Source organism: Brucella tritici (genome assembly GCF_902825325.1).
Taxonomy (GTDB): Bacteria; Pseudomonadota; Alphaproteobacteria; order Rhizobiales; family Rhizobiaceae; genus Brucella.
On sequence record NZ_CADEAR010000004.1, the window covers coordinates 1 to 14,638 of the forward strand.

The following is a 14,638-nucleotide window of genomic DNA, read 5'->3' on the forward strand; positions in this document are numbered from 1 at the left end:
GTCGAGGGGCTGGAAGACCGGACGTCCGCACCTTCGCGGGTGTGGAATCGTATCCCTGACGATATCCGGGATCGCATCATCGCACTGGCGCTCGATCATGCCGACCTGTCACCGCGTGAACTGGCGGTGAAGTTCACTGATACGGAAAGTTATTTTGTATCAGAGGCTTCGGTCTATCGCTTACTCAAGGCTCACGACCTGATCACGTCGCCAGCCTATATTGTCATCAAGGCCAATGACGAGTTCAAGGACAAGACCACGAGGCCGAACGAGATGTGGCAAACCGACTTCACCTACCTGAAGGTCATCGGCTGGGGATGGTTTTACCTATCGACCATCCTCGATGACTACTCCCGCTACATCATCGCCTGGAAGCTGTGCACCAGCATGAAGGTGGATGACGTCACCGATACACTCGATCTTGCATTGGCCGCCTCAGGCTGTGACAAGGTCAAGGTTGAGCACCGGCCGCGTCTGCTGTCGGACAACGGTTCGTGTTACGTCGCCTCCGATCTCGGCGAATGGCTGGAGAAATACAAGATCGACCAGGTTCACGGCGCTCCCGGCCACCCGCAGACGCAAGGGAAAATCGAACGCTGGCACCAGACGCTGAAGAACCGCATCCTGCTTGAAAACTACTTCTTCAAGGAGGACCTCGAAGCCCAGATTGCAGCCTTCGTTGAGCATTACAATCATCGCCGTTACCATGAGAGCCTCGACAATCTCACTCCCGCCGACGTCTACTTCGGACGCGGACAGACCATCCTGCTCGAACGCGAAAGGATCAAACGAGACACGATCAAAAAACGCCGCTTGAACCACCAAGCCAAAGCCGCTTAAATCAAACCCCAAACCGAGCCGGAAACTCCAATCTTCAAAAGCACAAATAGTCTCAAATCATTCGACGACGGACATTGCATGACGATCAGCCGTAACTGATCGATATGTTGGTTTAGTGAGGGCAACTGCAGAGGTGCAAGCAGTTCAGCGACCGTAATGGAGAAAGGTGCTCTGCGCGTCGGAAGGTGAAAAACTCAGGCTCTATGATGAAAAATCTTGCGTATAAACACCGTGCTGAAGCGTTCGTCCTCGTTTCGAACCCCGATGAGGCAGGCAAATTTCTACACACCGAATTCAGTGCACAATTTGTGTCGATCGACATTATTGGTCGTGAGAGCGTCATCGGTTTTGGCGACGGTTACGCGTTTCTGCGACCCCTCACAAATGGCCTTCACCTTCGGGTGGAGGCGTCGGACTTGGTTACTTTCGTTGGAATACGGTCTCTCCTCACTATCGGCCTCACTCTCAGCAAAAGGGGACCACAGGTGGGGTTTGACTGGATTTTTGAGAAGGAAGCGCGTTCAAGTGAGATGATCGACGCACTGTGAGCGGCTGTCGCTCATCGGTCACATAAAGGAAGCCCTTCCGATTTGTCAGTGTTCCGATTGGCGATCCCTTATTGCTCTGCGTTGAGGGCTTCATCGAGAAATCCGTTCCCTCTTGCTTCGACAAGAGTAATCAAAGGTAGGCCCTTCAAATGGATAGTCGGGACCAAAATTCATTTAACTTATAATATACTTATAAGTTAAATTACTCTGCGCCGGTGGATCGGATCTGCTCGAATACGTTGCGTGCGAATTCAAACTGCCTCGCCGTTCCCCGACCCATCGAATTGCGTCCAAGCGTCTCGGTGAGGATGCCACGTTGCACCAGCTGTTCGACCGTTTCGATAACGCCGCCGCGCGTCAATCCGGTAATTTTCATGATAGATGAAAGGGTTAGTGGCTCATGAGCCTGATGCATCATGTACAGTACATTCAGCATTCCGATCTGTTTGATACGCGATTGCGGCGATTCATCTTCAATCGGTTTTTCCAGAATTTCCCGAAGGCCAAAAAGAGCCAGCGCCTGGTTTTGCCATCGTTCGCTTAAATTGCTTGCCATTTTTTTAACTATGGATTATTTGTATAGTAAGGGAGTTGAGGCGCAACGAGTTCTGACAACTTGCCCAACAACAATCGGAGGATAGGAGGCATGAGCAACTTTCTCTTTCATGGTACCATCGCAGTTTTCGGACTCGGTGCATTATATCTCGGTTCCAGTCAAAACGCTCGTGCCGATGACTGGGGTTGTAAAGTTATCTTGTGCTTATCCAATTCCGGTGGGGCCACGCAATATGCACAATGCCGTCCACCGGTGCAAAAGCTATGGCGGTGGCTTGCCAGAGGCAAGTCGTTTCCAACCTGCAGCAGCGCAGGGTTTGAGAGCTCACGTCCTCGCTACGAACCGTATTATTGTAATGACGGTTATCGCCTTACCGTTTCTTACGCTGATCGCAGACGCGTAGTGTCTTGCGTCTCCACTTCGGCGCAGGCTGTAAACAGCAGCCTGTGCAAACATCGCAGCGAACAGCTTCGCAATGACGATAGCCTGTTCGTTGATGCCAAATGGCAGTACGAAAAAGGCTACCCTCAGTGTATGGGCCATAAAACTGCTCGACCTCTTGTTCGCGAAAAACCTAACTACATTGATGTTACGATCGACGGTGTCGGCAAGCAGAGGGTGTGGTTCTAGTCATGCCCGTATCGTTTGTCGATCTTGCCCACAACTGCGCGCCGTCCGTTGCTACCGAAACGCTTGCCGGTATTATCAGCCTCGAAAGCCGTTTCGAACCATTTAACATCCGCATCAATAACGGCCCCCCTTTAAAGCAACAGCCGGCCTCAAAAGCCGAGGCGATAGAAGTCGCCGCTGCCCTGGCCGCCGGGCATCAGGACATTCAGCTTGGTCTCGCGGGATTAGGTCTTGATGACCTCAGTAGGCTCAACCTCACGATCGCGGAAGCTTTCGATCCGTGCCTCAATCTGAAAGCGACCGCGACACTGCTTGACAGCACCTATCGTCGCGCGATCCAGGCCGGTGCTGATGAAACCGAAGCTGGGAAGATCATGCTTCAGTCATTTTACGGTGGCGGAGATATCTCTGCCGGTTCATCCGCCGAATATGACAGTCAGGTTCAACGTGAGATTGAACGGCTAAAATCAACGAGCGCGACGTTGAGTGTCGGCAACAGTCAAGATGGACAGCGCGAAGAATGGGCCGATGCTACATCAAACGCTGTCGCAGAGAATCTCGGCCGGAAGGCCACCTCCGACGCCACCGCGCCTTCCTGGGATGTCTTCAAGTCCAGGCGTCAGTCGTCGGTCCTCGTTTTCCAGAACCAGCGTGGAGGAGAATGAAATGACCTATGGTTACCGTATGCGCTCGATTGCAACGTCCGCCATTATGACGACCATAATTTTCGCAACCCTGGTCGAACCGGCCTTCGCCCAGGCCGCAGGCATCGAGTCCATCCTTCAGAACATCGTCGATCTCCTCACAGGCAATATCTTCAAGTTGATCGCGACCATCGCGGTCATACTGATCGCAGTCGCCTGGATGTTCGGTTACATGGACCTCCGTCGGGCTGGCTACTGGATCATCGGAATCGGCGTGATAGCCGGTTCTTCCGAGCTTGTCAGCACGATTGTCGGGAGTTGAGGCAATGTCGATCTCAAAGCCTGTGCTTGAGGAAGATACACTGTTCATCGCCTGTACCCGACCTGCCATGTTCGCAGGTGTCACCATGGAAGCCATGGGCATGAACGTCATCGCAACGACGATTTTCTATCTCGCAGCCGGTTCTGTTGTCTATGCGCTCGTAGGTGTGGTTTTTCATTGCATCTTCCGCGCGCTCGTCAAGCACGATCACAACATGTTTCGTATCGCCGTAGCCTGGGTCGAGACGCGTGGCCGGTCGCGAAACACCTCCCTGTGGGGTGGTGGCTCGGTCACGCCGCTCAGACTCTCCCGCCGCTTCGACGAAAGGGATCTCGGTCTTGCCTGATACCGCAATCTTCAAATCCCGAGAGCTCGGTCCCGAAACTTTTATTCCTTACGTGCGTCACGTCGATGAAACGACAATCGCCTTGAACTCGCGTTCGCTCATGGTGATGATTGCACTTGAAGGCGTTTCGTTCGAAACTGCAGATGTTCTGGATATCAACGCTCTGCACCGCGATATCAACACGCTGTACAGGAACATCGCCGATGAGCGGCTCGCACTATGGACCCATCTGATCCGTCGGCGTGACAAGACCTATCCCGATGGACGGTTTAAAGCGAAATTCTCCGCTCAACTCAACGAAAATTATCGCCAGCGAATGGTGAGCGAAGATCTTTTTCGCAATGATCTATATCTGACGATCATCTGGTCACCGCTGCGCGATCCTGCCGAAAAAGCGGCAAACCTGCTTTCGCGTCTGGTCCGTGCGCGCAACGGCGATATCGAATTCGACCACGAGGCACTTAAACAACTCCGCGACAAGGTGGTCGACATCACAGCAGGATTGAAACGCTTCGAGCCGCGAGTGTTATCGCTGTACAATGCCGATGGCCTGCTTTTTTCCGAACCGTGCGAAGTCTTGCATCAACTCGTCGGCGGACGAAGGGAGCCGATCCCGCTCACAGAGGGACGCATTGCCTCGGCGATCTATTCTGATCGTGTTATTTTCGGTCGGGAGACAATCGAAATCCGGCACGAGGCTGAAAGCCGTTTTACTGGGATGCTGAGTCTCAAGGAATATCCCGCTACCACGAAGCCGGGCATGTTGGATATTGTCCTGATTAGCCCCTTCGAGCTGATTTTGTCGCAATCCTTTTCCTTCGTCTCGAAGGCCGACGCCCGCACAATTATGGGTCGCAAACAAAACCAGATGCTCAGCAGCGGTGACAAGGCTGCTTCGCAGATCGAAGAGCTCGACGATGCCATGGACGATCTGGAATCCAACCGTTTTGTTCTCGGCGAGCATCATCTGTCACTGGCAGTGTTTGGCTCTTCAGTGAAAGAACTGGGCGATCATCTCGCCAAAGCACGCGCTGGCCTCACCAATGGCGGTGCTGTTGTCGCGCGCGAAGACCTTGGTCTCGAAGCTGCGTGGTGGGCTCAACTCCCTGGTAATTTCAGGTATCGCGCGCGTTCCGGTGCAATTACCTCACGGAATTTCGCAGCACTGTCGCCGTTCCACTCCTATCCGGCCGGCCAGAAGGACGACAACGAATGGGGGGCTGCCATCGCGCTCCTCAAAACCGCATCCGGTTCGCCATACTATTTCAATTTCCATTACGGTGACCTCGGCAACGCCTTCATTTGCGGGCCCTCGGGCGCTGGCAAGACCGTGTTGCTCAATTTCATGTTGTCCCAGCTTGAAAAGCACGATCCGCACGTGGTCTTTTTCGATAAGGACCGCGGCGCCGATCTCTACATCCGTGCCGCCGGTGGCACCTATCATCCGCTTAAAAACGGAAAGCCCACCGGTTGTGCGCCACTTAAGGCACTCGACCTGACGCCAGAAAACAAGATCTTCCTCGCGGACTGGATCGGAAAGCTGGTGGGGTCGTTGTCGGGTCAGTTGTCTGTCACCGAACTGCGCGACATTGCCACCGCCATCGATGGGCTTGCGGATCTTCCGGTGGAACAACGTACGATCGGTGCGCTCCGGACTTTCCTCGACAATACGACCCCCGAAGGTATCGCCGCCCGGTTGCGCCGATGGGAGAGCGGAGGGCCGCTAGGCTGGGTCTTCGACAATGTCAATGAGGAAACCGGATTCGCAGAATTCGGGGTTGGTGGAAAACTGGTCGGATATGACATGACCGACTTCCTCGATAATGAGGAAATCCGCTCGCCTTTGATGGCTTATCTTTTCTATCGCGTGGAGCAACTCATCGACGGTAGGCGCATTGTCATCGTCATTGACGAGTTCTGGAAGGCTTTGCAGGATGACGCCTTCCTCGACCTTGCACAGAACAAGCTCAAGACGATCCGCAAGCAAAATGGTCTCATGCTTTTTGCGACGCAAAGTCCTCGTGACGCCATCAACTCATCGATCGCCCACACCATCATAGAGCAGTGCCCAACGCAAATTTTTCTTCCGAACGCACGCGGAAGCCATGCCGACTACGTCGATGGTTTCAAACTGACAGAACGTGAATACGAGCTGATCGCACGCGAACTCAGTGTCGAAAGCCGCCGCTTCGTTCTCAAGCAAGGTCATAACAGCGTCGTCGCCGAATTGAACCTCCACGGCTTTGACGATGAACTCGCCATTCTTTCCGGTCGGACTGCCAATGTCGAACTTGCAGACGCAATTCGAAGTGAAGTCGGCGACGGGCTTGAAAACTGGATACCCCTTTTCCAGGAAAGAAGGAGTGCAAGCTGATGATTGCGAATAGAATTCAGTGCGTGGCCATTGTTGCGGCGCTGATCTTCTCAGCCGGGACTGCGAGCGGTGAAGGAATCCCTGTCATCGACAGAACATCAATCCTCAAGCACATGGAGAGTATCGCGCAACTGAAATCGCAACTCGATGCGCTCCATCAGCAGATCGAGCAGGCGCAGCAACTTTATGGTTCGCTCAACAAACTGACCGACATGGCCGATGTTGCCAGCGTTCTTAACGATCCGGTCATTCGCAAGGCGTTGCCTCCAGATTTCGCAGCCATTGAAAGCTTGTTCAAGGGCGACGGATCAGGCTCGATCGGACAATCTGCTTCAAAATTTCTCGAAGGCAATTCCCGTTATCGGACCGACGCCGACGATTACTACGCAAAGGAGTTATCGCGCATTCAGAACAATAATGCCGGGCAGATGAGTATAGGTCAGCAGATCTACGATGTAGCTACCAAACGCATCGACGGGATCGATGAGTTGCGAGAGAAAATATCTTCCGCCAGCGATGCCAAGGAGATCGCTGACCTCCAGGCCCGGCTTCAGGCCGAACAGGCATTCCTCCAGACAGATGTCTTGCGAATGGAAGGTCTGCAAATGCTTCAGCGCACACAAACCCGGGTCGACGAACAACGCAAGGCCGAAGACTGGCGCAAGCGCATGGATTCGATGAAAGCGGTATTGCAATGAAACGGCTTGTTTCGATTGCTGTCCTTGTCTGTGCGACTGGCTGCTCTGAAGAAAGAAATCCAACCCTTCCCGTTGAGGTGCTGATGGCGGACGAGACGCTGCTCAACCGCATCCTTGCTGAATGCCGCAATGATCCGGGCCAACTGCGCGGCACGCCAGGGTGTGTGAACGCCGAAGCGGCGGACGGAAAACGAAGGCTACGCAAGATGCGCGAAACGTTGGGGAATTGATGCGATGTATCAGGTGTTCGACTTTATCGACGGGCAGTTCAAACAACCACTGGAAACGTTTGTTTCGGATGGAACATTGAACATCGCACAATGGATAACAGGCCCGTTGACCGCTGCCGTCACCCTATACATCGTGCTTTATGGTTATCTGGTACTGCGCGGCTCGGTTAGCGAGCCGATCCTCGAATTCGTGTTCCGGGCGATCAAGCTCGCGATTATCGTAACGCTGGTCAAGAACGCCGGCGATTACCAGACCTACGTCACGAACGTTTTCTTCAATGTGCTCCCGCATGAAATTGCCGGGGCACTCAACTCTGGTCCGGCTCCAGGTGCCAGCACTTTTGACAGTCTTCTGGACAAGGGACAGGCGTCCGCCACCGACATCTGGTCGCGCGCTTCCTGGCCCATCGATATTGTTACAGGCGTTGCAGGAATTTTGGTGATCGCGGTGAGCTTTCTGGTTGCCGGCATTGGCTATGTCGTCTCGCTTTATGCGCGTCTGGCATTGGCAATCATACTGGCGGTCGGGCCCATCTTCGTTGCACTGGCTCTGTTTCAGTCCACAAGGCGTTTCACCGAGGCCTGGATCGGACAACTCGTCAATTTCGTCATTCTGCAAGTCCTCGTCGTTGCGGTGGGATCGTTGCTGATCTCGTGTATCGATTCCACCTTTACTGCCATCGATGCCTATTCCGACGTCCTCATGCGTCCGATTGCCCTTTGCGCAATCGGGATCGCCGCACTCTACGTTTTTTATCAACTCCCACATATTGCTTCGGCGCTCGCTGCCGGAGGCGCATCGCTTGCCTATGGTTACAGCACAGCGCGTGATGCTCATGAGGGTATGCTTGCGCGAAGCACCAGAAGCACCAGATGCACCGGGCGCGCCCTTAAACGCACTGTTCGTCTCGTGGGGCGAACGGTTGGCCCCAGAGGCGCGAACACATGACGTTATCGAAAAGAAGAGGTTTTTCCCGATGAACAGATTTTTCTGGTCCGTTGCGCTGGCCACATTGCTTGCCGGCTGCGCATCGTTGAACTATCCCTTGCCGAAGTGCGATGGCCAGACCCGCCGTCCGCTCAATCGCGCTATGTGGGAATGGGATGAAAACCGAAACCTGAAACCCCATCGCCAGGATACAAGATCATCAATGTCAGCATTGCCTTACGTTGAGCAGGGCAAAGAACCTGCGGCGTTTGCCCATCTCGATATCGCTGCATCGCATCGTTCTTGCGCGGGGTGAGGAGATGGTTACGACTGAAAGCCTCAAATCCTACTTCGAAAAAGCGCGCCGTTTTGACCAGGAGCGGATGATCCAGATAGAGCGATCGAACCGATTGGCGTGGTCTATCGCGTTGGCAGCAAGTCTGGTTGCGGTCGTCTCGATCCTGGCAGTTGCTGCGTTGACACCATTGAAGACGGTGGAGCCCTTTGTTGTTCGTGTCGACAATTCGACCGGTATCGTCGATGTGGTTTCGGCGCTGACGTCAACCGCCGGGACTTACGATGAAGCGGTGACAAAATATTTTGCAGCGAGATATGTTCGTGCCCGCGAAGGTTATGTCTGGAGTGAGGCACAGACAAATTTCAGGACGGTCGCGCTCCTCTCTACGCAAGCGGAGCAGGATCGCTTTGCGAGCCACTATCGCGGTAGCAATCCAGGTTCGCCGCAAGTCATCTATGGGCGTGCGGCGACGACCAAAATCAGGATCGCTTCAATCTCGCTTATAAATCAGAACGTAGCGTCCGTGCGTTATATGCGCACCGTCACTCGAGGTGATGAAGTCCGGACGACACACTGGATCGCAAGCCTGACCTATGCCTACGCCAATGCACCCATGTCCTCCACGGATCGTCTTGTGAACCCGCTTGGCTTTGCGGTTAGCGAATATCGTTCGGATCCGGAGGCGATCAATTGATAAGACAGACACTCCTTTTATCTGCACTGTGTTCAGGTGCCGCCTTTCCGGGGCATGCCCTCGAAATTCCGCACAGTGCCTCGCAGGATAGCCGCGTCCGCTTCGTCAATTATCAGCCCTTCAACATCACCAGGATCGTTGGTTCGTTAAGATCTTCTGTCCAGGTTGAGTTTGCTGCAGACGAAGAGATCGCCCATGTCGCGCTTGGCAACAGCGTTGCCTGGGAAGTTGCACCAGCCGGCAATATTCTGTTTCTAAAGCCGCGCGAAAAACAGCCGGTCACCAATATTTCCGTAGTAACGACCAGACGTGACGGTTCCACGCGCAGCTACCAGATGGAATTGACTGCGCGAGACGGAACCGTTGAGGTAGGCCAGAATACCTACTTCTATGTGAAATTCCGGTATCCTGCAGATGAAGCAGACGCGCGACGACAGCAAGCTGCGGCACGTGCACGCGCTGCCAAGGCCAGGGAAGCTGACGATGTGCTGGCCCTCCATGAAGCCTATGGGCCTCGCAACTGGCGCTATTCGGCGCAGGGGCCCCAGTCGCTCGAACCGCAAACCGTCTACGATAACGGCAAGATCACGACTTTCGCTTTCGTGGGCAATCAGGAAATGCCGGCAATCTATATCGAAAACCCGGATGGCTCAGAAAGCCTGGTGTCGAAATCTGTCGACGGCAACCTAGTCTTGGTTCACGCGATCAGCAGTAAGTTCATCCTGCGCCGCGGCAAGGACGTTTTGTGTGTTTTCAACGAAGCCTACAGCCGCGTCGGCATCAATCCGGATACCAACACCACGTCACCCTCCGTAGAACGTGTCACGAGATCCGATCCCGCGGAACAATAAAGGGGGAAAACATGGCAGACGAAGAAGAAGCCCGTATCCCCGGTGAGCGCACCGAGACGATCACCGATCAGCGCATCGACAGCAATCCGGTTGTCAAACGCGGCGCGATTGCACTCGCAGTAGTGGCGTTTATCGGCTTTGCCATCTGGTCTACTTCCGGAAAGGACAACAAGGATCAACGTACCGACCCTGAGCGTGTGATCATTCGCCAAACCAACGCTTTTGAGCCAGCAAAGGAGAAGGTGGAGCCAGTTGCGCCTGTGCCTGCGCCAAAGACGGTGCTTCCAACACCCACATTGGAGCCAGTTCCGGAAATAGAAGACAAGCTGCTCGATTCCGCACGTCGGGCACCCGTTCTGGCCTATAGCCGGGAACAGGGTAAGTCACCGGTACGGCAAGCCGGTGACAATCCGGCACAATCGATAGATGGCAACTTCTTGCCGCTCGATAGCAACGCGATGAGCCAGGGCCAGGTGAGCAACGATGAGCAACGGTTCGATAGTCTATTGCGACCGACACGTCTTGAAGGCGCACGCGCAGGAACGCTTGGCAATCGTAATTTCATCGTCGCGATGGGAAACTCCATTCCTTGCGTGCTCGAGACCGCACTCGCTTCCGATCAACCAGGTTTCACGAGTTGCGTCATTGATAGAGACGTACTTTCCGACAATGGCAGGGTGGTATTGATGAAGAAAGGGACGCAGGTCGTTGGAGAGTACCGCGGAGGGCTTCAGCGTGGCCAGAAACGATTGCTCGTTTTGTGGAATAGAGCGAAGACGCCCGAAGGCGTGATCATCACGCTGGCATCTCCCGCGACCGACGCGCTTGGACGCTCTGGCTTCGATGGCCACATCGATAGGCATTGGTGGGAACGCTTTGGAAGCGCGTTGCTTTTGTCGATTGTGGGCGACGCAACCAGCTATGCCAACAGTCGTCTGCAGAATAGCGGTGTCGAAGCTCAAGACACCATGAGTGCCGGTCAGCAAGCAGCGGCAATCGCAGTCGAGAAGTCGATCGATATTCCCCCAACGCTAAACAAGCACCAGGGCGAGATCGTCTCCATCTTCGTGGCTCGTGATCTCGATTTTTCGGATGTTTATCGCCTTCGCGTTACCGAACCGAAGAACCGCATCTTCGATCGGGCTGTGTTGGGTGATTTCAAGCCGGAAGCGAAAGTGGTGACGAAGTAAAGGTAGTAAAGGATGGACAGCACGAATGCGGCAGTCGTTCGCGAACTGTTGTCACCAATTGCAATCTTTCTCCAGGACAGGTCGCTTTATGAAGTGATTATCAATAAGCCTGGGCAGGTACTGACAGAAGGACCCGATGGATGGTGCTCCCATGATGCACCGGGTCTGACCTTCGAAAGGCTCATGCGTCTTGCAAGGGCCGTTGCTACATTCTCGAACCAGTCTATCGATGAAAAGCGGCCAATTCTTTCGGCGACGCTTCCAGACGATGAACGCATTCAAATCGTCATACCGCCTGCTACCACGAATGCCACGGTCAGCATCACGATCCGCAAGCCTTCATCGGTGGACCTCGCGCTTGAGGACCTGGAAGCTAATGGCTTCTTTTCCGAAGCGAGAAGCACAAGCGCAGCCTGTTCAGGACCAGAAACCAAACTGGCGGAGTTATATCGCAACGGCGAGTATAAGTTGTTTCTGCAGCACGCTGTCATTGCTCGTAAGAATGTCGTAATTTCCGGCGCTACGGGTTCTGCCAAAACAACCCTTGCAAAGGCCCTGATCAAACACATCCCCCATCACGAACGAGTGATTTCGATCGAGGACACACCAGAGCTGGTTATTCCTCAGCCCAATCATGTCCGTCTGTTCTATTCGAAGGGCGGGCAGGGGCTATCCGGGGTCGGCCCCTGCGAGCTTCTGGAATCCTGTCTTCGCATGCGACCGGACCGTATTCTTTTGCAGGAACTGAGGGATGGTACTGCATTTTATTATATCCGAAACGTGAACTCGGGACATCCCGGCTCGATCACCACCGTTCATGCCGGATCGACACAACTCGCATTCGAGCAACTCGCCACCCTCGTCAAAGAATCGGAGGCGGGACGTGCTCTTGAGCGCGTCGAAGTGCTTTCGTCACTTAAGATTGCCATTGATATCGTGGTTCAATGCAGGCGAATTGACGGATCTTTCAGGGCTACGGAGATTTACTTTCGCGACGAGATGGAAAGCTGGGCCTGAAATTCATGGGTGTCGTCTTTCTTGCTCCAGCCAAGGATGCAAGCACTTTGCCTCGCAAAAGGCAGTTCCAGCACAAAATCGGCGCAGAGTATCGTGCAAACTTCAATCTCGGTTTGACTGTAATCTAATGCTCCAGCCACGATCAGCGCTCAATCACCGATTGACCAAGGAAGTCCAGAAATGCAGCAATGCTTCGCGGAAGGTTTCGTCCCTGCATGGTTACAATTTGCAGCACACTGGCTTTCATGGTCTCGTCAACTACAGGAATGGCAACAATGTTTTCCGGAAGGGTATTGTCCTTGCTGCCGGCTGAACTGGAAAACATAATCGTTTCCGCAGCGAAGGCGAATACTTTCAGAGTTGCCATGGAATTGGTGGAAAAAACGGGATCCATTACCAGTCCCTTGGTAGCCAGAGCGGTGTCGATGAGCTGGCGCTGGGTTCGACCCTTGTCAGGCATGGCCATCGGTTCTGTTGAAAGATCTGCAAGTGTAACCTGTTTCCGCCGGGCCAGCGGATGGGAGCGTGGAATCAGGGCGTACATTGGCCTTCTGGCGATACGCTCTATTTTCACCCCGGCAGGTGCGGAATAACTGTAGGTAATGCCGATATCAGCGTTGCCTTCATTGACGCGTTCGCAAATTTCTGACGAGTTTCCCACCCACACATGAAAAAGAACGCCCGGAAACTGCGCACGAAAATCAGCAATGATACGCGCCAGGCGGTCGACTGCGAAGCCCTCGTAAGTTGCGACACGCACTAGCCCGCGCTGTGGTCCGCGCATTTCCCGCACGTCAGCCAAAGCGCGTTCGGTATCCAATGCGATACGCCTGACATGCTTGACCAGCAGTTCGCCTGCCGGGCTCAAAACCATCCCGCGCGGTCTGCGTTCGAACAGTTCCACAGCAAGCTCGGTTTCCAGTCGCGATATCTGGCGACTGATCGCTGAACCCGAGACGTTCAACTGTGCGGAGGCCTCGGTTATCGAGCCTGTTCGGGCTACCTCCAGAAAATAGCGCAAGGCAATGTGCTGCATAACGGCCTTTCTGCTTTGCCAAAAACGCAACGATATGAACTAATTTATGAAATTGTGGCATGTCTATCCGCTTGATATCAAGCCTGAACTGAGGATCGAGGGCCCTTAACGTCCCGATATTTCGCTTTCAGGGAGGTTTTAATGTCTGTTTTCACCAGTGAGGCCATTGCCGATGCAACGGCTATTCGCCAACAATTGCACAGCAATCCCGAGCTCAAGTATGAGGAACATGCAACGAGTGATCTGGTCGCTGAATTCCTGAAACAGCGCGGCTATGAGGTCAAAACCGGTCTCGCCCAGACGGGTGTACTTGCCATCCTTGATACAGGGCGCCCCGGTTCCTCAATCGGCTTTCGTGCCGATATGGACGCATTGCCTATCCAGGAAGAAACAGGCCTGACTTACGCTTCGAAGACACCCGGCAAAATGCATGCGTGCGGCCACGACGGGCATACTGCTTCGCTGTTGTTGGCGGCGGACAAACTTGCGCGGCATCACGAGCATCTTTCTGGTCGGATTACGCTGTTGTTCCAGCCAGCAGAAGAAGGCGGCCTTGGGGCTGCACGCATGATCGAAGAAGGTGCACTGGACCGGGTCGAGACCATTTTTGGTTATCATAACCGGCCCGGTTACCCATTAGGGCGGGTCTTTGCCAAGGCCGGACCTGCGATGGGTGGAAGTTCGCTTTATGAGGTCACCATAACGGGTAAGGGTGGTCATGCTTCCCGCCCCGACCTGGCCATCGATCCGATATTTATCGGAGCAGGAGTTATTCAATCGTTGCAAAGTGTCATTGCTCGACGCGTGTCACCGCTGGATTCAGGTGTCGTTACGGTTACCCAGTTCCATGGCGGCAATAGTCACAACGTCATTCCAGGCCAGGCAACAATGATGATCAACACGCGCGATGGCTCGCCTGAGGCTGCAGCGACAATCGACAGGGAACTTCGCCGGGTCGTTGCGCAGACTTGCGAGGCCTATGGTGCAAGCGTCAGACTAGAACAGACAATGCGGATTCCGCCTGTTGTCAATGACAGCGATGAAACGGACTTTACAATAAAGGTTGCTGTCGAGAGATTCGGCGCTGAAAACGCCGGTTTCATGCATCAATTGCCCACGATGGGTGCGGAGGATTTTGCATTCTATCTGGAAAAGATTCCCGGTTGCTTCTTCTTTGTCGGTAACGGTGAAGATAGCGCCTACCTCCACCATCCGCATTACAACTATCGCGACGAGATATTGCCGGTGGCGGCAGGCATGTTCGTCGCAATAGCTGAACAGCGCCTCAAAACAAATCCTTGAAAAGCCGGCTTCAGGTTGCGGTTTAACCCCTCTGCTTGAAGCCATTCATCATGAAGCCGACCCTGCGCTGTCGGGAGGAACCGCATTACAAGGTGCGGATCGGACAGTACAGGGCCTGGAAGGGAAGAATTAAT

The 14,638-nt window shown here is 54.0% G+C and carries 18 protein-coding genes; 16 read left to right on the forward strand and 2 right to left on the reverse strand.

What is annotated here, in order from left to right; genetic code table 11:
• Together HWX93_RS06690 and HWX93_RS06695 are read left to right on the forward strand one after the other, a co-directional pair.
• Positions 1-840, forward strand: an 840-nt coding sequence (locus HWX93_RS06690) for an IS3 family transposase (protein ID WP_176036935.1), incomplete at its 5' end; no start/stop codon positions are given.
• Positions 841-1,043: 203 nt separating this feature from the next.
• A complete protein-coding gene (locus tag HWX93_RS06695; protein WP_176036936.1) occupies positions 1,044-1,388 on the forward strand; it encodes a hypothetical protein in 345 nt (114 codons plus the stop codon).
• A 202-nt stretch (positions 1,389-1,590) separates the two neighbouring features.
• On the opposite strand, the gene HWX93_RS06700 is transcribed toward HWX93_RS06695, so the two are convergent.
• Positions 1,591-1,944, reverse strand: a complete 354-nt coding sequence (locus tag HWX93_RS06700; protein WP_036578746.1) for a hypothetical protein — start codon at positions 1,942-1,944, stop codon at positions 1,591-1,593.
• 90 nt (positions 1,945-2,034) lie between these two features.
• Here HWX93_RS06700 and HWX93_RS06705 point away from each other — a divergent pair, with 90 nt between their 5' ends.
• Genes HWX93_RS06705 through virB11 form a run of 13 tightly spaced genes read left to right on the forward strand, consistent with a single transcriptional unit; the run spans position 2,035 to position 12,166 of the window.
• Positions 2,035-2,574 (forward strand): hypothetical protein, encoded by a 540-nt coding sequence (locus HWX93_RS06705; RefSeq protein WP_176036937.1) that lies wholly within the window; start codon positions 2,035-2,037, stop codon positions 2,572-2,574.
• A gap of 2 nt (positions 2,575-2,576) precedes the next feature.
• Complete coding sequence (locus HWX93_RS06710; RefSeq protein ID WP_176036938.1) at positions 2,577-3,239, forward strand: transglycosylase SLT domain-containing protein; 663 nt, start codon at positions 2,577-2,579, stop codon at positions 3,237-3,239.
• 1 nt (position 3,240) lies between these two features.
• On the forward strand, positions 3,241-3,540 hold the full coding sequence (locus HWX93_RS06715) for a TrbC/VirB2 family protein (protein WP_006472033.1): 300 nt from the start codon (positions 3,241-3,243) through the stop codon (positions 3,538-3,540).
• 4 nt (positions 3,541-3,544) lie between these two features.
• On the forward strand, positions 3,545-3,886 hold the full coding sequence (locus HWX93_RS06720; protein ID WP_176036939.1) for a type IV secretion system protein VirB3: 342 nt from the start codon (positions 3,545-3,547) through the stop codon (positions 3,884-3,886).
• Complete coding sequence (locus tag HWX93_RS06725; protein WP_176036940.1) at positions 3,879-6,260, forward strand: VirB4 family type IV secretion/conjugal transfer ATPase; 2,382 nt, start codon at positions 3,879-3,881, stop codon at positions 6,258-6,260. The genes HWX93_RS06720 and HWX93_RS06725 overlap by 8 nt, the downstream gene beginning before the upstream one ends.
• Entirely contained in the window at positions 6,260-6,958 is a 699-nt protein-coding gene (gene virB5, locus HWX93_RS06730; RefSeq protein WP_176036941.1) for a P-type DNA transfer protein VirB5, read from the forward strand. Before HWX93_RS06725 ends, virB5 begins: the two co-directional genes overlap by 1 nt.
• Positions 6,955-7,188, forward strand: a complete 234-nt coding sequence (locus tag HWX93_RS06735) for an EexN family lipoprotein (RefSeq protein WP_029928323.1) — start codon at positions 6,955-6,957, stop codon at positions 7,186-7,188. The genes virB5 and HWX93_RS06735 overlap by 4 nt, the downstream gene beginning before the upstream one ends.
• A gap of 4 nt (positions 7,189-7,192) precedes the next feature.
• Entirely contained in the window at positions 7,193-8,137 is a 945-nt protein-coding gene (locus HWX93_RS06740; RefSeq protein ID WP_176036942.1) for a type IV secretion system protein, read from the forward strand.
• Positions 8,138-8,165: 28 nt separating this feature from the next.
• A complete protein-coding gene (locus HWX93_RS06745) occupies positions 8,166-8,432 on the forward strand; it encodes a hypothetical protein (RefSeq protein ID WP_176036943.1) in 267 nt (88 codons plus the stop codon).
• A 4-nt stretch (positions 8,433-8,436) separates the two neighbouring features.
• On the forward strand, positions 8,437-9,108 hold the full coding sequence (locus tag HWX93_RS06750) for a virB8 family protein (RefSeq protein WP_025091594.1): 672 nt from the start codon (positions 8,437-8,439) through the stop codon (positions 9,106-9,108).
• Positions 9,105-9,959, forward strand: coding sequence for a P-type conjugative transfer protein VirB9 (gene virB9, locus HWX93_RS06755; protein ID WP_419190737.1), 855 nt, complete (start codon positions 9,105-9,107; stop codon positions 9,957-9,959). Before HWX93_RS06750 ends, virB9 begins: the two co-directional genes overlap by 4 nt.
• Positions 9,960-9,970: 11 nt before the next feature.
• Positions 9,971-11,149: a type IV secretion system protein VirB10 gene (virB10, locus tag HWX93_RS06760; protein ID WP_151612669.1), complete on the forward strand. Its 1,179-nt coding sequence runs from the start codon at positions 9,971-9,973 to the stop codon at positions 11,147-11,149.
• Between the two features lie 12 nt (positions 11,150-11,161).
• Positions 11,162-12,166, forward strand: coding sequence for a P-type DNA transfer ATPase VirB11 (gene virB11 / locus HWX93_RS06765; protein ID WP_176036944.1), 1,005 nt, complete (start codon positions 11,162-11,164; stop codon positions 12,164-12,166).
• A 142-nt stretch (positions 12,167-12,308) separates the two neighbouring features.
• Here virB11 and HWX93_RS06770 read toward each other — a convergent pair whose 3' ends face one another.
• Entirely contained in the window at positions 12,309-13,202 is an 894-nt protein-coding gene (locus HWX93_RS06770; RefSeq protein WP_176036945.1) for a LysR family transcriptional regulator, read from the reverse strand.
• A gap of 141 nt (positions 13,203-13,343) precedes the next feature.
• On the opposite strand from HWX93_RS06770, the gene HWX93_RS06775 reads away from it, so the two are divergent.
• On the forward strand, positions 13,344-14,504 hold the full coding sequence (locus HWX93_RS06775; protein WP_176036946.1) for a M20 metallopeptidase family protein: 1,161 nt from the start codon (positions 13,344-13,346) through the stop codon (positions 14,502-14,504).
• Positions 14,505-14,638: the final 134 nt, after the last annotated feature.